This window comes from Streptomyces sp. P9-A2 (assembly GCF_036634175.1).
GTDB lineage: Bacteria > Actinomycetota > Actinomycetes > Streptomycetales > Streptomycetaceae > Streptomyces > Streptomyces pratens.
Map to the genome: position 1 here is coordinate 6,282,940 of NZ_JAZIFX010000001.1, position 18,492 is coordinate 6,301,431.

Below are 18,492 nucleotides of genomic sequence, written 5' to 3' on the forward strand. Positions count from 1 at the left end.
GTACCCTCCTCCCCTCAACCCTTGAACCCGAGCACGGTGGTGAACTCCTCCGCGCCGTCGGTGAAGCCGGTGCCGACCAGCGTCGTGGCGGGTTCCTTGCGGCCGAAGCCGGGGGAGTACCAGCCCAGCGGCGGGTCGCTCTCGCCGCGATGCGCCCGCCAGGACAGCTCCCCGGGCAGGTCGAGCTCCGCGGAGCGGTCCTCGCCGTCCCGGGCCCAGGTGAGTGCCGCCCGGTCCCCCACCAGGTCCGCGGTGATCGCCGGGCCGAGGTGGAACACCAGGCGCATGGCCCGGCGCGGGCCGCGCACCTCGTCGATCACCTTCAACTCCCGTCTGGCGGACGTCAGTTCCACCCGGCGGCGGTGCACGGACGGCCGGTAGCCGTCGTGCTCGGCGCACCAGCGGGCCACCCCCTCGCCGGAGGTGTCCACGGCCAGGACGCGGCTGCGGGCCTGCCGGGTCCACAGGAACGGGCCGCCGGAGACGGACTGGTCACCGCCGTCCACCTGGACAGTGTTGTGGCCGAGGGTCGACCGGAAGTACCGCCGCCACTCGGGCTGCCCGTGGTAGCAGTACGTCCCCGGATCGGCGAGCACGTCGACCCCGTCGTGCCGGACCTCCACGGACAGCGCGTCCGCGTGGGCGTGCGCGGCGATGGACAGGAATCCGTGCGGACCACCGTCGCAGCGGCACCAGATGCCCTCCGGGCCGCGCAGGATGGTGAGCCCCGCGTCGGCGAAACGGTCCGGCCGGCTCGCCGGGCGGGACACGGCCGGGGCGGGGCCTGCCGGGAGTTTCCCGCCGTCCGCTCGAAGGGCCGGCGCCGCGACGTCCGGTGCCTGCCCTCGGCGGGCGGTGGCGCCGGCCACGCGGCGGAGCCACTTGTCCAGCGGTGCCGTGCGGCGAGGGCGTGCGCCTGGCGCGGCGCGGAGCCACCCGCTCAGGGGTGCCGTGCGGCCAGGGCGTGTGCCTGGCGCGGCGCGGAGCCACCTGCTCAGGGGCGCCGTGCGGCGAGGGCGTGCGCCTGGCGCGGCGCGGAGCCACCCGCTCAGGGGTGCCGTGCGGCCAGGGCGTGTGCCTGGCGCGGCGCGGAGCCACCTGCTCAGGGGCGCCGTGCGGCGAGGGTGCGTGCCGAGGGCCGGGCGGAGCCACTTGTCCAGCGGTGCCGTGCGGCCGGGGCGTGCGCCTGGCGCGGCGCGGAGCCACCCGCTCAGGGGCGCCGTGCGGCCAGGGCGTGTGCCGGGGGCCGGGGCGCGGGCGGGAGACTTCGGATCGGCCCCGGGCCGGATGAGCGCGGCCAGCAGCGGGGTGCGCACATCGGTGCCGGCCACCTCCGGCCACCAGTCGAGCCGGCCGAACACGGCGTCCCCGGTGGCCAGCAGCGAGGCCCAGCGGTCGGTGCCCGCGCCGTCCACGACCAGACCGTGCCCGTCGTCCGCGTCCCCCTGGCGCGGCGGCCGCAGCCGGTCGTCCACGACGGCCGCGAGCGCGTCGGTCATCCGCAGCAGCACCAGCCGGACCGACGCGGGGACCGGCACACCCGCGGTGTCCGCCTCGGCCACCGCGGCCAGGCCGAGCTCCAGCACCAGTCCGTGGTACTCGGTGGCCAGCTCGCGGTTGAGGCCGGAGTCGAAGGTGTTGCTCCGCAGCCGCCGCTCCAGCGACCGCAGCGCGTCGGCCCGCAGGCGCGCCGAGGAGGGGAACCACCCGAACGCGCAGGCCGCGGCCAACTGCCCGGCGGCCTCGGCGATGACGTGGTTGTTCGCCGAGGACCCCCGGCTGGGGAAGGCGGCCAGCCAGCGCTGGTGATGCCAGATCTGGCTGCGCGCCACCGGGTTGCCCTCGAACAGAGCGGCCGCGCCCGGCCAGCCGTCGAGCAGCCGGCGGATCCACACCCAGGACAGCAGCCGGATCCCCAGCTCGATGCCGCTGGTCCAGTGCACCCCGCGCAGCGGCGCGTTGGCCGCCCACCACGACCGCAGGTGCTCGGCCACGCGCTCGGCGTACCGCTCGTCCCCGGTGACCGCGTAGGCGGCGGCGAGCACGGTGAGGTACTGGTGCCGGGACGGCTCCCAGATCTGCTTGATGTCCCCGACCGCGCCCTCGTCCCGGTACGGCACGTCGAAGGCGTAGCCCGAGGGAGCCCGGCGCCCGGTCTTCGGGTCGTACCACCAGTCCGGGTCGGCCAGGTCGTCGCGCTCCACCCCGAAGAACACGGCGTGCCCGGCCATCAGCCGGTCCGCCTCGGCGACGAGACGCTTCACGGCGTCCGGCGGCACCGCGGCGATCGTTCCCGCGGGCAGGACGGAGGTGAACCGGGCGCCGGTCACGGCCGGGCAGTCCGGCGGCGGCGCCGACCGCCACCGCCGCCTGCGCACCGCGTCGCCCACCCGGCCGCCGATCTCCCGCGGCCCCATCCGGGACAGCCGCCGCAGGTACCAGCCCGGACTCCCCGAGCTCACAGTCATCGCGCCCTCGCCAGCGTCACCGGCGCACCGCCGGCCAGGCCCGCCCGCACCGCGAGGGTGGCCGCCGTGGTGGCCACCAGCGACTCCAGCGGCACCGGCATCGGCCCGCCGGTCCGCACCGCCTTGACGAACGCGGCCAGCTCGGCGGCCTGGCCCTTGTCCCGGGCCTTGGGCAGCCGCGAACTGCCCCACCGCTTGCGGCCGTCGTAGACAGAGGCACGGACGAAGTCGTCGAGGCGCAGCGCGCGGCCGTCCGCGACCAGGTCCAGGGTCTCCTTGGGGAAGCCTGCCGGGCCGGTGGTGACGTAACCGATGGTGGCGGTGGACCCGTCCTCGTAGCGCAGCACGACCTGCAGGTCCTCGCCGCCGGGCGTGGAGAGCGCGTACACCGAGACCGGGTCGGCCCCGAGCAGCCAGCTCGCCGTGTCGATGAAGTGCCCGCCCTCGCCCGCGAACCGCGAGCCTTCCGTGCCTTGTCGGAGGTACCAGCTGCCGTGGTCCAGGCGGCCCGCGTTGACCAGGTAGCGGACGTGTCCCGGCCCGGTCCGGGGGCCGAACCGCTTCCCGGCCTCCCGCAGCAGCGGCGCGAACCGGCGGTTGAAGCCCACCTGCAGCCGGTCGTTGCCGGACTCCTCCACCGCCGCGAGCACGCCGGCCAGCTCGTCCTCGGTGAGCGCCAGCGGTTTCTCCACGAACACCGCCTTGCCGGCCAGCAGCGCCTTCCGGGTCAGTTCGGCGTGCGAGCTGTGGCGGGTGACCACGAACACCGCGTCGACGGACTTGTCGCCGAGCACGGCGTCGAGATCGGTGGTCGCCCCGGCGAAGCCGAACTTCCGCCGCGCGTTGGCCGCGGACAGCGCCGTCGTGGTGACGACCGTGGACAACTCGACGCCGTCGCGCCGCGCCAGGTGCGGCAGCAGCATCGACGTCGCGTAGTTCCCCGCCCCGACGAACGCGAGGCGTACCGGCGTCTTCGCGGCCCGGACCGGGGCGGACGCCTTTCCGCCGCGCCGCACCGCGGGCACGGCCACCGAGGGCGCCTCCGCCTCGACCTCCTGCTCGGGGTACCGGAACAGCACGGCCACGGCCTTCAGGCCGCCGTCCTTCAGACTCCGGTACGTCTCGACGGCGTCGTCGAAGTCGGCCGTGTGGGAGACCAGGGGTTCCACGTCGACGCGGCCGCGGGCGGCGAGATCCAGGAAGCACGCCAGGTTGCGGCGCTCGGTCCAGCGCACGTAACCGATCGGGTAGTCCCGGCCCTCCAGTTCGTACTCCGGGTCGTAGCGCCCGGGGCCGTACGACCGGGAGAACCGGACGTCGAGCTCCTTCTCGTAGTACGCGTTCCACGGCAGGTCCAGGCGGCACTTGCCGATGTCGATCACCCGGCCGCGGTCCCGGCACAGCCGGGCGGCCAGCTCGACGGGCTGGTTGCTGTCGCCACCGGCGGCCAGGTACACCTGGTCCACGCCGTGACCGCCGGTGAGTTCGGCGACGGCCTGCTCCACGGCCGAGGAGGCGGGATCGCCGCAGGCCGCCGCGCCCAGCCGCTCGGCGAGCTCGCAGCGCACCGGGTCGGGGTCGACCCCGACGACCCGGACCCCCGAAGCGGCCAGCAGCTGCACCACCAGCTGCCCGATCAGCCCGAGGCCGATGACCAGCGCCACGTCGCCGAGCTGCGGCTCGCCCTGGCGGACGCCCTGCAGCGCGATCGACCCGACGGTGCCGAAGGCCGCGTGCCGAGGCGCGAGACCGTCCGGCACCGGGGCGTAGAGGTTCTTCGGCACCCAGTTCAGCTCGGCGTGCAACGCGTGCTCGTTGCCGGCGCAGGCCACCAGGTCGCCGACCTTCACATCGTCGATCCCGGCGCCGACCTGCTCGACCACCCCGCACAGCGAATAGCCCAGCGGCGTGTAGGAGTCCAGCTTGCCCATCACCTTGCGGTAGGTGGCGGGCACCCCGTTGACGGCCACGCTCTGCACGACCTTCGCCACCTGGTCCGGCCGGGAGCGGGCCTTGCCCAGCATCGACATGCCGGCCTCGGACACCTTCATGAGCTCGGTCCCGGTGGAGATCAGCGAGTAGGCGGTGCGGACCAGCACACCGCCCGGCTTGCACCCCGGCACCGGCACGTCGAGCAGGGCCAGTTCGCCGCTCTTGTAGTTCTGTACGACCTGTTTCACCCGAAGTCCTCGTCCTCTTGTCTCTACGCCTTTGTCTCTACGCCGTCGACGATTTCTGTCCGGACCCGGAGGTCGCGCCGCGGTACCAGTACTCGAGGGTCAGCACATGCCACAGATGCTTGGAGAAGTCCTGCTGCCCGGCGGCGTCCTCGGCGACGAGCCGCTGAAGCGCGTCGCGGCGCAGGAACCCGGAACGGACGAGCTCGCCGTCGTTGACCACCTCGCGCACCAGCGGGGCCAGATCCCGGCTCATCCAGGCCCGCAGCGGGGCGCTGAACAGGCCCTTGGGCCGGTAGACGATCTCCCGGGGCAGGACCGAGGCGGCCGCCTCCTTGAGGACGGCCTTGCCCTGCCGTCCGACGATCTTGCGTTCGCCGGGCACGGCGAACGCCGCCTTGACCACCTCGACGTCGACGTACGGCACCCGTACCTCGGTCGACGCGGCCATGCTGGAGCGGTCCGTGTACGCGAGGTTCAGGCCCGGCAGGAACATCCGGGCATCGGCCAGGCACATGCGGTTGACGAAGTCGTCGAGGCCGTTGTCCTCGTAGACGTCCGCGTGCTCGGTCAGCACGTCCTCGACCGTCCCCGCCAGGTCCGGGTCGACCAGGGCGAGCAGCTCCTCGCGGTCGTACATGGTGTAGCTGCGCCGGAACGCGGTCTCCTCCGGCAGATCGGCGAAGGAGAGGAACCGCTTCGCGAAGCGCACCGACCGGTACCCCCGGCGGGCCGTGGCGACCGGCAGCCGGTCCACGGCGCCGGACACCCCGCGCCGCAGGGGCCGCGGGACGCGCTGGTAGCGCAGCGCGAGCGTGTTGGCCAGGTGCTTGCGGTACCCGGCGAACAGCTCGTCGGCGCCCATTCCCGAGAGCATCACCTTGACCCCGGCCTCCCGGGCGGCCGAGCAGATCAGGAACGTGTTGATCGCGGCGGGGTCGCCGATCGGCTCGTCCAGGTGGTACGTCATCCGCGGCAGCAGGTCGAGCACGTCCGGAGCGATCTCGATCTCGTGCAGGTCGACACCGAACCGCTCGGCCACCTGCCGGGCGTAGCGCAGGTCGTCCGGCATCGCCTCGAACCTGGCGTCCTCGGCGCGGAACCCGATCGTGTAAGCGGAGATCCCGGGCCGGTCGCGGGCCGCCAGCGCGGTCAGGTAGCTGGAGTCGAGGCCGCCGGAGAGGAAGGTCGCCACGGGTACGTCGGAGAGCAGGTGGCGCCGGGTCGACTCCTCGACGACGGCGGCGATGTCCGGCCGCTCACCGGCCAGGGCCCGCTCCCTGCCCTCGGCGGCGACGTCCTTCAGGTGCCAGTACCGGCCGCGCTCCACCCGGCCGTCGGGCCGGCACCTCAGCCAGCTCCCCGGCGGCAGCTTCTCCGCCTCGCGGAACGCGCACCGTGAGTCCGGCACCCAGTAGTACAGCAGCGAGGCCACCATCGCCGCGTGGTCCACCTCCAGCGACCCGCCGGTCACGGCGGCGAGCGCCTTGAGCTCGGAGGCGAACACCAGACCCTCGCCGCGCCGGAGCAGGAACAGCGGCTTGACGCCGAGCTGGTCCCGGGCGAGCACCAGGTCACCGGTCCGCTCGTCGAAGATCCCGAACGCGAACATGCCGCGCAGCCGGGGCAGGCAGTCCGTGCCCCAGCGCCGCCAGGCCTCCAGCACCACCTCGGTGTCGGAGGTACCGCGGAAGCGCACCCCGGCGGCCGCCAGCTCGGCGCGCAGTTCGGGCGCGTTGTACAGCTCGCCGTTGTAGGTCAGGGCGAGGCCGCCCGAGACCATCGGCTGGGCGCCGGTCCCGGACAGGTCGATGACGGCCAGCCGGCGGTGCCCGAGGTGCACTTCGCCGTCACCGACGGAATGGCTGTACCGGCCCGCCCCGTCCGGACCGCGGTGGGCGAGGGTGTCGGTGAGCCGGTCGGTGACGGCCTTCCCGTCGTGCCATCGGTACGTGCCTGCGATGCCACACATGTGTTACCGCGCCTCCTGGTCGCTGTCCGGGACCCGTGCCGCCGGCATCGGCAGTTGTTCCGCCGGCCGGGGGCCGGCCCCGTTCCGCCGGGCCGACGGCTCGCTGTGGCCGCGCGGCGCGGTGTGCGGCCCGTCCCACAGCGTGCCGTCGGTCCGGTCACGGGGATCGGGGTCGATCAGCACCACACCGATCACCGTGATGCGCTGCTCCGCGAGCTGCCGCGCCACGGTGTGCAGCCATGCGGCGCTGCCGTGTCCGGCACGCACGACGAGCACGGTCCGGGTGCCGAGGCAGCGCAGGTCGGTCCACGCCGTGCCGGGCGCCACCGAGCCGACGCCGAGCCGGCGCTCGCCGGGCGCCACGGCCGCGGCATGCTCGCCGCCGACCGCGACCGCGGACTGCTCTCCGCCGACCGCGGGCGCGGACTGCTCTCCGCCGCCCACGGCCGGCTCTCCGGGCTTCGGGTGGCGGCCCCGGAGTTGCGGACCGGGCAGATCGTCGGGGACGGCCGGGGTCTGTTCGCCGCCGACCACGGGCGGGTCTCCCGGCTTCGGGCGGCGGCCCGAGAGCTGCGGACCGGGCAGACCGTCGACGACGACCACGGGCTCCTGCTCGGCCAGTTCCCGGGCGAGGTCCAGGGCGATCACGCTCGCGCCGCGCGCACAGCCCAGTTCCAGCAGCGACACCGGTTCCGTGGAGCCGCGTACGGTGCGGGCCAGGGACGTGGTGAGCCGTGTCCGTGCCGCCCGTGTCCGGCGGCGCCGCCACAGCCGGGCCGGCCGGCGGGGCAGCTCCGCGATCACCGACGCGCCGAGGTTCGCCGCGATGTCCCGGCGCAGTACGGGGCGGTCCGCCACCACCGAGGCGACCGCGGCCACCGCGAGTCCGAGGGCGAGTCCGAGGGCGAGCCCGATCGCGGCATCGGTGGCGGCGGTTCCGGTCAGGGAGTGCCGCACCACGCGCGGCGCGTCCACGATCTGCGTGCCGGCGACGAGTTGGGGCGTGCCGATGCGCGCCTCCGCGGCACGCTGCCCGAAATCGGTGAACCGCGAGGTGAGTTCGGCCCGGCGGGCGAAGAGAGACTCCATGCTCGCCGAATCCTGCGGACCGCTCTGCGGCGACGATCCGTCTCCGATCGCCTCGTTGACCTCGGCGAGTTCCTCCCGCATGCGGTCACGCTGTTCGAGCAGGGTCTTGGCCTCGGCGTCGGCGGCTTCCCGTATCCGCCGCACATGGTCCGCGACGAACGCGTCGGCCAGCGCCTCGGCGCGGGCCACCGCTTCCGCGTCGCTGTCACCGGTCACCGTGATCCGCAGCAGGTTGTTGGTCAGGCCGAGGCCCTCGTAGTCCTCCATGAAGTCCTCCGGTTTCTCCGGGGACTCCAGGGACCGCAGGGCCGCACCGGCGATCCGCGTGGTGTGCAGCAGCGCGGCGTCGGTGCGGATCAGCGTTCCGGGGTCGTTCGGCTGGTCCTGCTGATGCGCGACCAGCACCTTGGTCACGGCGGTCGGTGGCGGCGGCAGCAGGACCGCCACCGCCGCGCCGAGGAGCAGTCCCAGCAGTGCCATGGAGCACCAGAGGCGGCGTCGCCTGCGCACCGCCACCACCAGTGCCTGAAGGTCCAGCAGCGGGGCGGAAGCCGGAGACTCCGATGTCGCGGGCGTCGTCATGCCGAACCTCCCGTCGTGTTGCCGCCCACCGCGAGCGCCGGCACGGCGGCATCCCGGGGACGGCCGGCGGACCGCGCCGGACGGGCCGGGACCGGGCAGGCGAGGACGAGGCCGACCACCTCGTGCCCCGCGTCCGTACACGCCCCGGCGATGCCGGCGAGCTCCTCCGCGGTCCAGATGCCCGCGCTGAGCACGACCAGGACGCCGGCCTCGTCGTCGCGGTCCGGCACCATCGGCCGGGACACCGAAGCCCCCACCACTCGTAGACGCGGATCGCTCCCGGCCTCGGCGGCGAGCCGCTCGGTGGCCCGGAGGGCGGTCCGGTCGCCGTCCGGGACGACGACCAGCAGCCGCCGGGGTGCGGGCAGCCGGTCCCGGAGACGGGCGCACACCCGCCGGTAGCGGAGCTGCCGGCCGGCCTCGTCACCGGACGTCCGCGGGGTGGGCACGTCCCACCGGACGTCGACGCCCAGCAGCCGGCGGATCCGGGCCCGCGGGCCGCTGTCCTCCGGCCGGTGCGCGGACGGTTCACCAGGTACGTCGACGGTACCCAGCAGCGCCGAGCCCAGCGCCGCGGCGATCTCCGGTCCGGTGCGCGGCCGGCGGCTCACGCGGGCGGCGGCGAGATGGCCGACGACCGCGAGCAGGAAGAACAACAGCGCCCCGGCGACGACGAGTTGCGGCCTCGTCGGCGGTGCCTCGCCGTCCGGCCGGGCCGCCGGTCCCATGACGACCATGCCGGCCCTGCCCGCGGCCGGGTCGGCCTGTTCCAGCTCGGTGACGGCCTCCTGCAGCGCGGTGCGCAGCTTCGCGAGCTCGGTGCGGGTCTGCACGCTCTCCACGGTCTGCCCCGGATCGGCCGCGTCGGCCAGTTCGGTGATGCGGCGGCTGGTGCGCACCACCATCTCCCGCAGCTCCTCGGGCCGCGCCGCGGCTTCGGGGTCGGTGGTGTCGCCCGCGATCCGCGCGGCGAAGGTGACGAACTGCTCGACCATCCGGTCGGAGAGCCGCTGTGCGCGCTCCGGGGTGTCGGCCGTGCCCGAGATCTCGATGATGTTCCCGTCGGCGGCCTCGGCGCTCACCCGGTCCCGCAGCTCGCTGCCGCCGACCCCGTTCCAGCCGAGCTCGGCGGCCACGCGGTCGACCACCACCGAACTGGTCGCGATCTCCACCTGGGTCAGCAGCTCGCGATCCTCCCACGCCCCCGGCAGCAGTACCGACGCCGATGTCGTGTAGCGCGGCGGGAACACCAAGGAGGTGCCGAAGCCGACGAGCGCGCCCACCACCGCGAGAACGGTGAGCAGTCGCCGGCGCCGGCGGATCATCCGCCCGATCGTGGCCAGGCGTAGCGTGTCATCGCTCAACGGAGCGGCCTCTTCCCTGCCCGGTACGGGCCGCGCGCCGGCACCGGAGGCCGGTCACGGCAGGCGGCGGCGTACGCGGCGAGCAGCGACGCCTGCGAGTTCCGCCAGGCGAGCGGCCCGTTGATCCGCTCCTGGCCGATCTTGCCCATCCGGGCCCGCTGCTCCGGGTCGTCCAGCAGCAGCGCGATGAGCCGGGCGAACTCGGCCTCGTCATCGGCGGGCGCGTAGACGGCGGCGTCACCGGCGGAGACGCGCGCCTCCCGGAGGTCGAACGAGACGACCGGCCGGCCCATCACCATGTACTCCAGGACCTTGTTCATGGTCGACACGTCGTTGAGCGGATTGTGCGGGTCGGGGGAGAGGCACACGTCCGCGGTGGACAGGTAGCGCACCAGGTCGGCGTCCGGGATACGCCCGGTGAACCGCACCTGCTCCGAGAGCCCGAGCCGCCCCGACAGCTCCACCATCGCGTCGAAGGTGTCGCCGGCGCCGACGAACACCGCGTGCCAGTCGGTCCGTCCGACCTCGTCGCGCAGCTTCGCGAGGGCCCGTAAGGCGTAGTCGACGCCGTCCTGCGGGCCCATGACGCCGAGATAGCACAGCAGATGGGGCTTGCCGCGCTTCAGTTCCGGCTCGGGCGGTACGGGGTGGAACCGGCCGGTGTCGGGTGCGCTGCGCACCACGAAGACGTCCTCCGGCAGCCGGCCGCCGCGGCGCACCGCGACGTCCCGGTAGCTCTCGTTCGTGGCGAGCACGACGTCCGCGGCCCGGTAGGTCATCCGTTCCAGCGCGCACACGGCGCGGTAGAGCAGGTCCTCGCCGCGGCCGAACCGGGAGAGGTACAGCTCGGGCACCAGGTCGTGCTGGTCGAAGACGAAGCGCGCTCCGCGTCGCTTCATCCACAGGGCCGGCAGGAACAGCAGGTCGGGCGGGTTGCAGGCGTGGACCACGTCGACCGGGCCGACCTTCCGGGCCAGCCGGACCGTGTGCCACAGCGCCGATCCGTACTCCCGCAGGTAGCCGGCCGGACCTCCGGTGGCCGCGCGCAACGGGTAGCGGTGGATCCGCACCCCGTCGATCTCCGCCTCCGCCTCCGTGTCCCGCTTGCTCCCCTGCGGGCAGATGACGTGCACCTCCCAGCCCGCGTCGCGCAGCGTCGTGCACTCCTGCCACACCCGCCGGTCGAACGGCACCGACAGGTTCTCCACGAGGATCAGCGCGCGCCGGTGCGGCCGGTCGCCGCCGGCTGTGTCACCGAACGACGCGTCACCGAACGATCCGTCACCGAACGACCCGTCACTGAACGATCTGTCACCAGGCAAGGCCCACGTACCCCGGTTCGGCCCGGCGCGCTTCGGCGTCGGGAAGGTGGACGAGGTCGACGATCACCGGGCCGCCGCCATGGGGCAGCGCCGACAGCACGGCCGGGTCCCTGGTCCCGACCAGGCACACCTCGGCGTGCTCGAGCACCTCCTCGACGGAGTCCGCGAGCAGCTGCGCGAGGTGCGGCAGCCGGGTCTCGATGTACTCGCGGTTCGCGCCGAGCAGTCGGGACAGGCTCACGTTGGCGTCGTGGATCCTCAGGTCGTACCCCTTGCCGAAGAGCCGCTCCGCCAGCTCGACGAGCGGGCTCTCGCGGAGGTCGTCGGTGCCGGGTTTGAAGGACAGCCCGAACATTCCCACCCGGCGCTTTCCGGTGCGCTCCACCAGCTCCACCGCGCGCTGCAGATGGTCGGAGTTGGAGGGCAGCACGTGGGCGAGGATGGGCACCGAGACGTCGGCCCGCTGCGCCGCGTGGACCAGGCTGCGCAGGTCCTTGGGCAGGCAGGAGCCACCGAAGGCGAAGCCGGGCCGCAGGTAGGCGGGGCTGATGTTCAGTTTGCGGTCGGCCAGGAACACGTCCATCACCTGGTGCGAGTCCACCCCGAGCGCCTGGCACACCGCGCCCAGTTCGTTCGCGAAGCCGATCTTGAGGCCGTGGAACGCGTTGTCCGCGTACTTGATCGCCTCGGCCGTCGGAATCGGCACCCGGAACACCTCGCCGGGCAGACCGTCGTACAGCGCCGCCACGGTGTCGCCGCTCGCCGGGTCGAGTTCGCCGATGACGGTCTTGGGCGGGTCGAAGAAGTCCCGCACACTCGTGCCCTCGCGCAGGAACTCCGGGTTGACCGCGACCCCGACGTCCACCCCGGCGGTGCCACCGACGTACTTCTCCAGGATCGGCACCAGCAGGTTCAGGCAGGTGCCGGGGAGCATGGTGCTGCGGAACACGACGGTGTGCCGCCCGCGCCGCTCGGCCAGCGCGGCGCCGATCTGCTCGGTGACCCGCTCCAAGTAGGTGGTGCACAGGCTGCCGTTGGGCTCCGACGGCGTCCCCACGCAGACCAGCGACACCTCGCTGTCCATGATCGCCTCGCGGACGTCGCCGGTGGCGCGTAACGCCCCGGTCCGCACGGCCTCGGCGACGAGCTCGCCGATCCGTTCCTCGACCACCGGGGCCTTGCCGTCGTTGACCAGGTCGACCTTCACCTGGTTCACGTCCACCCCGACGACCTCGTGCCCCATGGCGGCCAGGCACGCGGCCGACACGCAGCCCACGTAGCCGAGCCCGAAAACGCTGACTCTCATGACCTGTTCCTCCCCCCAGGCAGGCCCTCGCGGCCTGCGGTCCGCGTGCCGGCGGGACTGTCGATCCGCAGTCCGCCGCGCATCAGTAGGCCCCCTGCCCGTGGAGCACCGCACGCAGCGTCTTCCACAGGATCACCGTGTCCAGGGCGAGCGACCAGTCCTCCACGTACCGCAGGTCGAGGCGGACCGCCTCCTCCCACGACAGGTCGCTGCGTCCGCTGATCTGCCACAGGCCGGTGAGTCCGGGCTTGACCAGCAGCCGCCGCCGGATGTCCGGGCCGTAGGCCGCGGACTCCTCCGGTAACGGAGGCCGTGGACCGACGAGCGACATCGATCCGGTGAGTACGTTGAAAAGCTGCGGGAGTTCGTCGAGCGAGTACCGGCGCAGCACCGCTCCCACCCGGGTCACCCGCGGATCCCGGCGGATCTTGAACAGCAGGCCGGCGCCCTCGTTGCGGTCGGCCAGCGCGTCCCGTGCCCGGTCCGCCCCGGCGACCATGGTGCGGAACTTGAGAATGGTGAACTCACGGCCGTCCTTGCCGACCCTGCGCTGGCGGTAGAAGGCCCCGCCCCGGCTGTCCACCAGCACGAGCAGCCCGACGCACACCATCAGCGGCGCGAACACCAGCAGCAGGACCGCCGCGCCCATCCGGTCGACGACCCCCTTGACCACCCGGCGGCCCCCGGTGAAGGCCGGCATGCTGACCCGCAGCAGCGGGATCCCGAGCACCGCGTCGATGTGCAGCCGCGGGCCGGCCACCTCCATCAGCACGGGGGCCACGACCATCTCGGTGTCGCTTCCCTCAAGGCTCCAGGCCAGCCGCTGCAGCCGGTCCGGTGACCAGTGCGGGTCCGGGGTGACCGCGACGACCCGGTAGCCGTCGTGGTGGACGTGGCCCGCGACGTCCGTCAGCCGGCCGACGACCGGCACTCCGTCCAATCGGTCACCGCCGGGCCCGGCACCGTACGTCGTGCACACCGCGTCCACCCGCCAGCCGAGATGCGGGAACTTGCGGGTCCGGTTGATCAGGTCGCGCACGGTGGCCGGGCTCCCGGCGGCGAGCACCGGTCTCAGGCACCGTCCTTCTTTCCGCTGTTTGTGCAGCCACAGGCGCAGCAGATACCGCTCGGTCATGGTGACGACCGCGATCGCGGGGATCGCGACGAAGATCCAGAGTTTGATGTTGCGCGAGGTGAGGGCGATCCCGCCGAGCGCCAGTACAACGATCGCCATGAACAGTGAGCGTCCGAGCCGGCGGAACTCCTCGGCGCCCTGGCCGAGTACGGCCGGAACCCACGACCGGCTCACCGCGAGTGCCCCCAGCACCAGCAGCCAGGTGCCGAAGGCGAGAATTCCCCACTTCTCGTGCCAGTCGGCCGCGTCCCGCACCCCGAAGAAGTTGCCGATCGCCGCCACCACGAAGGCCGTGGCCACGGTATCGCCGGTGATCACGGTACGGCGGTACCGCTGCTCCCAGTCGATCGCGGGCCGGCCGATCGTCCCGTTCGCCAGACGCCCGCGCGCCGACGGAAACGGGCTCAATAATCCCCCTTGCCGCACAGAACCCCCCCAGGTCCCCAGTGGTTCGACGTATTCGCCCAACACTGTTCCTCCCGCCCCCGGGAGGCCCCCGCCCCCCCCGCACCGCGCTGTTCCTCTCCGTAGGAGGCCCCCGCCCCCGTGCATGGCGAATTCGGCTGTTTCAGAGGTACTCGAACAACTCGCCCTGGCGACAGATGACTTGCCTGCCCTGCCAGGCTTTCGAAGTGCGTGGGAACCCGTCGAGACCCCGGGTGCTCCCCGCACCCGGGCCCCTCTCGGGCCCCTGGAACTGTTCATCCCCACGTCTGGTGCCGGGGACGTGACTGCTTACTGCTGACTTTCCGTAGCGCCGGACCTATAGATCATTAACGGTCGTCTCGTGTTCGAACAGCTGAAGCACGGTCAATCTAGACCATCGGCGCCGGTATGTAGAGGGGCCGTGTGCAGTTCGTGTTCAGATTGGGGACTGGATCCATCCAACGGTGGCCGCCTCCGGACACCTGACGCCGCCACGCGCTCCAGCAGCCCGCCGGCCGACCCGGGCAACGTGCGGAGCGAGTGCTTCGCCGTCCGTCGTGCCGGCCGGGGTCTGAGCGTCTCCCCTGTCGAACGCGCCGGCATCCGGCAACTCGCCGAACGCCTTACCCGGCGTCCGGTGACTGCACTGCCTGATTGATCTGCTCGCCCCGAGGGCCGTGTGTGGTGAGCATGCAGGGATGCGTGAGACTCCTTGAACCACCCCGGTTGCCGAATGCCTGTGCGGGTGCGAGTTGCCGTCGATCGAGGGGGCCGTCGAGGTCTTCACGCAGAACTTCATCCGCGCCGTGACCCGCCCGCCCGCACGCTGACCGCTCGCCGCGGTATCGGCGCGGGCACCCTGTGTCCCGGGGCTCACGGTCCCGCGCCAGGGAGCATCATCCTGCTCGTTCCCGCTTGTAGAGTAGGAATTGATGAAGCGTCAATTGCGTTGTTGCAGAAGGTTTTTGAGCTGACATTCGCTCTCATGGCGACGGCCGCTGACGGTACAGTCGGGTCGTGGACAACGCGGTGTATCACTTCGAACGGTACGAGTTGGACACCTGTCGCGGTCGGCTCAGCCATGACGGACAGCAGATCCATGTCGAGCCTCAAGCCGTGGATCTGCTCTGTTACCTCGTGAAGCACCGCGGCCGCGTCGTGCCCGCGCCGGAGCTTCTCGGCCTGATGGGGCGTGGCCGCACGGTCAGTGAGGCCGCACTCGCCACCTGCCTGCGCACCGCCCGTCAAGCGATCGGTGACACCGGCAGGCGGCAGGAGTCCATCCGCACGGTGCGACGGCGCGGCTATCAGTTCGTCGCGCGCGTCACGGTCGCGTCCGTCCCTCCGTCCGCCGTGCCCGGCACCGCGGCGACAGCGGCGGCCCACGAGGTCATCCGGTTCTGCCGGACCGGCAGAACCGGATGACCTCGTGGGCCGGGCCGCCGAGGCCGTCGTCCGTTGCCGGTTCGCCCTCCCGACCCCGTGTACCGCAGGTGCCGCCGACCGTCACCGGCGCCACGAACTGATAACCGCGCCGGTGCGCCGTGCGGATCAGCTTCTGCGCGCTGCCGGTGTCGCCGACGGCCAGGCGCGCCGTCCTGAGCGCCGTGGTGAGGGCTGCCTCGCCGACGAAGCGGTCACTCCACACCTCGTCCAGCAGTTCATGCTTCGACACCACCCGGTCCCGGTGCAGGACGAGATGGCACAACAGGTCCAGGGCACGCGGTTCGACATGGACCGGCTCCCCGTCCCGGCGGAGCTGGATTCGGGCGGTGTCCAGCTCGTACGGCCCGAAGAAATGCCTGTCCCCCTCCACCGTCGCAGCGTACAACTCCCTTCTGGCAACGTATACATGGGCGATTCCCGGCCGGTGCGTGCCGGTGCAGACCTGTACGTGTCTGTGCGGGCCTGGCGTGCGCCGCGTTCCCCGTGGGCGGGGGTGGGCCGATCGTCGGATCTGCCCCCTCGTCGGAAGCCGCTCGCCGCGGGGCACGGTCAGGGTGCGCTGCCGCCGCGCTCGTCGGGGTGTTCGGGCTCTTGGGCGGCCGGCGCGCTCTTCCGGTTGCGGCGCGGGGAGGGCTGAGGGGAGCGACGAGGGGGCGGCGCCCGGTCCGGCAACGACTCCACGGCATTCCAGTGGGCGGCGACCACGGCGAGCCGGTCGTGTTCGGCGGGCAGCAGCCGGATACGGAACCAGCCGATCATATGCACCAGTTCGTCCAGGGCCATTTCCGCCTCGTCGTTGTCGATGAGTTCGAGAACCGGCCTCAGTGCCGCAAGCGGCCCGCCCTCCGCTGCCGTACGACGGGAGATCTCCACCGTCGTACGGCGAAGGAGGGCATCGAACGGGTCGTGGCTCATGCTCCCCATGATGACGGCCGGTTCCCCGGGTGCGGCCTCTCACGTACCGGGGAGGCGGGGCCTGCCGGTCAGCGCGTGTGCCGGTCGCCGGTGAGTCCGCCGCCTCCTGCCGCGATGCCTCCGGCCGGCTCGGCCGGGGTGAAGGGGGCGGTGTCCTGGGTGCAGGTCGCCCCCTCGGGCGGCAGGGCACCGGTGGTGAAGTAGCGCACGGCGTGCTCGTTCACGCAGGTGCTGGGATTGAGCAGGGCCGTGTGGCCGTAGCCGTCGAGGGTCAGCAGGCGGGCGTCGGCCAGGGCGCGGGTCATGACTTCGGCGGCCTGGTAGGAAGTGGCCGGGTCATAGGTCGGGTTGACGACCAGGACGGGGTGGGCGGTGGGCCGGTCCCAGGGCCCGGTGTAGCGGTGGGCCGCGGTGGCGGGCCAGTGGGCGCACCATTCGTAGTCCCACACCCAGCGGCGACCGAGGTCCCCGGCGCGTGCCGCGCTGAAGGCGTCGAGTTCGGCGTAGCGTTCCAGGGCGCGGGGGTTGGGGCTTTCGGAGCAGACGACCGCGGGCTGCTGCTCGAACCCGGGGTAGGGAAGGAGCGACGGGAGTTCGGGAAGGGGCGGAGCCTCCACCTGCCACAGCTCCTGCAGCAGTTCGGCGGCGTCGGTCCAGCCCGGATGGACGAAGTACAGGAAGGACCACAGGGACTCCACGGTCCTCGCATAGGTCCACTCACCGACCGGCTGCTGCCGGAGCCGCTCCAGCAGGGTGGTCAGTTTGGTCCGGGTGGCCTCGGGGTCGCCGGCGGTGAAGGCGCAGCCGGACGCCGGCGCCAGGCCGCACAGTTCCAGGAACTTCCCGAAGGTGTCGGCCGAGCCCAGGTCCGAGCCCATCCGCAGCGGAGTCGTCTGCTGCGCCTCGGTGTTCATTGCGCCGCCCGCGTAACCGGCCGGGTCCACGTTCCCGTCCAGCAGCAGGCCGCCCACCTTGTCGGGGAAGAGATTGGCGTACACGGCACCGAGGAACGTGCCGTACGAGACGCCCCAGTAGTTCAGCTGCTCGTCCCCCACCGCGTCGCGCAACCGGTCCAGGTCGCGGGCGGTGTCCGGCGTGGACACGTACGGCAGCAGCTCCGGGACGCGCTCCGCGCACCCCTCGGCCAGTTCCTGCCTCCCCGCGCTCCAGACCTGCTGCTCCTCGGCCCCCACCGGGAACCCGGCCGGCTGCCGTTCCCACCAGGCCGCCGCCTCCCCGGCGTCGGCGAAGCAGCGCACCGCCGTGCTGCGGCCGATGCCCCGGGGGTCCCAGCTGACGATGTCGAAGCGCTTCCGGAGCTCGGCCGGGAAGAACCGCTCGTACCAGAGCGGCAGGGAGGCGGTGCCCGAACCACCTGGTCCACCGGGGTTGAAGAACAGGGAACCGATGCGTTCGGACGGGTCGGTGGCCTTGTGCCGGATCACGGCGAGGTCGATGGTCTCGCCGGCGGGGCGGTCGTGGTCGAGCGGGACCTCGAACGTCGCGCAGTCGAAGTCCGGCTCCGCCGGATCCTGGCACGGCTGCCACTCGAGCGCCGACGCCCCGGCGGCCCCTCCGCGCACGCTCTGGGCCACGGTGGTGGCGGGGGAGAGCGAACGCAGGGCAGCGCCAGGGCGATGCCCCAGGCCAGTCGTCTGCGTGGGCGTGATATCGGCCCTGGCATCAGCTGTCCCTTCCCTCGGGTACGCCGGGCGCTCACGTCGTCCACGGGGCCCGGCGGGTCCACCTCAGCCAATCGCCCGGCGGCCCGGACCGCACCCACCGGGCGTCCGAACGCGGTACGGGACAGCGGGTGGCCCGGGGGCCGGCCGGGGTCGTGCGGTGCGTGGACCACCCGGCCGCACTCCTGCTCTTCCGCGACGAGGCGCTGATCGACGCGACCGCCCACCATCGGCTCCGGCCACTCGACCAGGTGCGGTCACCGCAGCGCGAACGCCTCGCGGAAACACCGCTGTGCCGGCTCCAGCGCGGTCACAACGCCGGCGAGGTCGCCGAGCGGCTGGACGTACACCCGCAGACGGTGCGCTACCGCCCGCGGCAGCCGGGCGAGGTGTTCGGCGACGGACTGCACGACCCAAAGGCGCGCAGTTCGAGGCGCAGCCGGCCCTGCGGGTGATGAGGCGGCGCCCCGCCGGGTGAGCTGCGGCTGTGCCGCGGCGCAGCCGCAGCCGCGGCACACCTGCGTCCGGACCGGGCGGGTGATGGTCGGTGGTCGGCAGGCGGCGGGCGGATCGTCCGGTCGCGGCGCGGTGGCGCCGCCGGGCCCGCT

The 18,492-nt window shown here is 72.9% G+C and carries 13 protein-coding genes; 2 read left to right on the forward strand and 11 right to left on the reverse strand.

All coding sequences use genetic code 11. From position 1 onward, the window contains the following. Positions 1-14: 14 nt before the first annotated feature. The 8 genes from V4Y04_RS28545 to V4Y04_RS28580 form a co-directional block, all read right to left on the reverse strand. The gene (locus V4Y04_RS28545; protein ID WP_332431228.1) at positions 15-2,468 is read right to left on the reverse strand and encodes a heparinase II/III domain-containing protein; all 2,454 of its coding nucleotides are present in this window, start codon (positions 2,466-2,468) and stop codon (positions 15-17) included. Then, positions 2,465-4,648 carry a bi-domain-containing oxidoreductase gene (locus tag V4Y04_RS28550; RefSeq protein WP_332431229.1) on the reverse strand — a complete coding sequence of 728 codons (2,184 nt, stop codon included), beginning with the start codon at positions 4,646-4,648 and terminating at the stop codon, positions 2,465-2,467. Before V4Y04_RS28550 ends, V4Y04_RS28545 begins: the two co-directional genes overlap by 4 nt. A 37-nt stretch (positions 4,649-4,685) precedes the next feature. Continuing rightward, the gene (gene asnB, locus V4Y04_RS28555; protein WP_332431230.1) at positions 4,686-6,617 is read right to left on the reverse strand and encodes an asparagine synthase (glutamine-hydrolyzing); all 1,932 of its coding nucleotides are present in this window, start codon (positions 6,615-6,617) and stop codon (positions 4,686-4,688) included. A gap of 3 nt (positions 6,618-6,620) precedes the next feature. Beyond that, the gene (locus V4Y04_RS28560; RefSeq protein WP_332431231.1) at positions 6,621-8,288 is read right to left on the reverse strand and encodes a Wzz/FepE/Etk N-terminal domain-containing protein; all 1,668 of its coding nucleotides are present in this window, start codon (positions 8,286-8,288) and stop codon (positions 6,621-6,623) included. Continuing rightward, positions 8,285-9,652 carry a polysaccharide biosynthesis protein gene (locus V4Y04_RS28565; protein WP_332431232.1) on the reverse strand — a complete coding sequence of 456 codons (1,368 nt, stop codon included), beginning with the start codon at positions 9,650-9,652 and terminating at the stop codon, positions 8,285-8,287. Before V4Y04_RS28565 ends, V4Y04_RS28560 begins: the two co-directional genes overlap by 4 nt. Further along, a complete protein-coding gene (locus V4Y04_RS28570; RefSeq protein ID WP_443080100.1) occupies positions 9,649-10,974 on the reverse strand; it encodes a glycosyltransferase family 4 protein in 1,326 nt (441 codons plus the stop codon). Before V4Y04_RS28570 ends, V4Y04_RS28565 begins: the two co-directional genes overlap by 4 nt. Next, positions 10,964-12,280, reverse strand: a complete 1,317-nt coding sequence (locus V4Y04_RS28575) for a nucleotide sugar dehydrogenase (protein ID WP_332431233.1) — start codon at positions 12,278-12,280, stop codon at positions 10,964-10,966. Before V4Y04_RS28575 ends, V4Y04_RS28570 begins: the two co-directional genes overlap by 11 nt. Before the next feature lie 82 nt (positions 12,281-12,362). Then, positions 12,363-13,841 carry a sugar transferase gene (locus tag V4Y04_RS28580; RefSeq protein ID WP_332431234.1) on the reverse strand — a complete coding sequence of 493 codons (1,479 nt, stop codon included), beginning with the start codon at positions 13,839-13,841 and terminating at the stop codon, positions 12,363-12,365. Positions 13,842-14,858: 1,017 nt separating this feature from the next. On the opposite strand from V4Y04_RS28580, the gene V4Y04_RS28585 reads away from it, so the two are divergent. After that, positions 14,859-15,266 carry a winged helix-turn-helix domain-containing protein gene (locus V4Y04_RS28585; protein ID WP_332431235.1) on the forward strand — a complete coding sequence of 136 codons (408 nt, stop codon included), beginning with the start codon at positions 14,859-14,861 and terminating at the stop codon, positions 15,264-15,266. Here V4Y04_RS28585 and V4Y04_RS28590 read toward each other — a convergent pair. From V4Y04_RS28590 to V4Y04_RS28600, 3 genes are all read right to left on the reverse strand, one after another. Then, entirely contained in the window at positions 15,232-15,657 is a 426-nt protein-coding gene (locus V4Y04_RS28590; protein WP_332431236.1) for a winged helix-turn-helix domain-containing protein, read from the reverse strand. The two genes, V4Y04_RS28585 and V4Y04_RS28590, sit on opposite strands and share 35 nt — an antisense overlap. 179 nt (positions 15,658-15,836) lie before the next feature. Beyond that, the gene (locus V4Y04_RS28595) at positions 15,837-16,202 is read right to left on the reverse strand and encodes a hypothetical protein (protein WP_332431238.1); all 366 of its coding nucleotides are present in this window, start codon (positions 16,200-16,202) and stop codon (positions 15,837-15,839) included. 68 nt (positions 16,203-16,270) lie between these two features. After that, positions 16,271-17,797, reverse strand: a complete 1,527-nt coding sequence (locus V4Y04_RS28600) for an alpha/beta hydrolase (protein ID WP_332431239.1) — start codon at positions 17,795-17,797, stop codon at positions 16,271-16,273. Positions 17,798-18,048: 251 nt separating this feature from the next. On the opposite strand from V4Y04_RS28600, the gene V4Y04_RS28605 reads away from it, so the two are divergent. Beyond that, the gene (locus V4Y04_RS28605; protein WP_332431240.1) at positions 18,049-18,339 is read left to right on the forward strand and encodes a helix-turn-helix domain-containing protein; all 291 of its coding nucleotides are present in this window, start codon (positions 18,049-18,051) and stop codon (positions 18,337-18,339) included. Positions 18,340-18,492 lie beyond the last annotated feature (153 nt).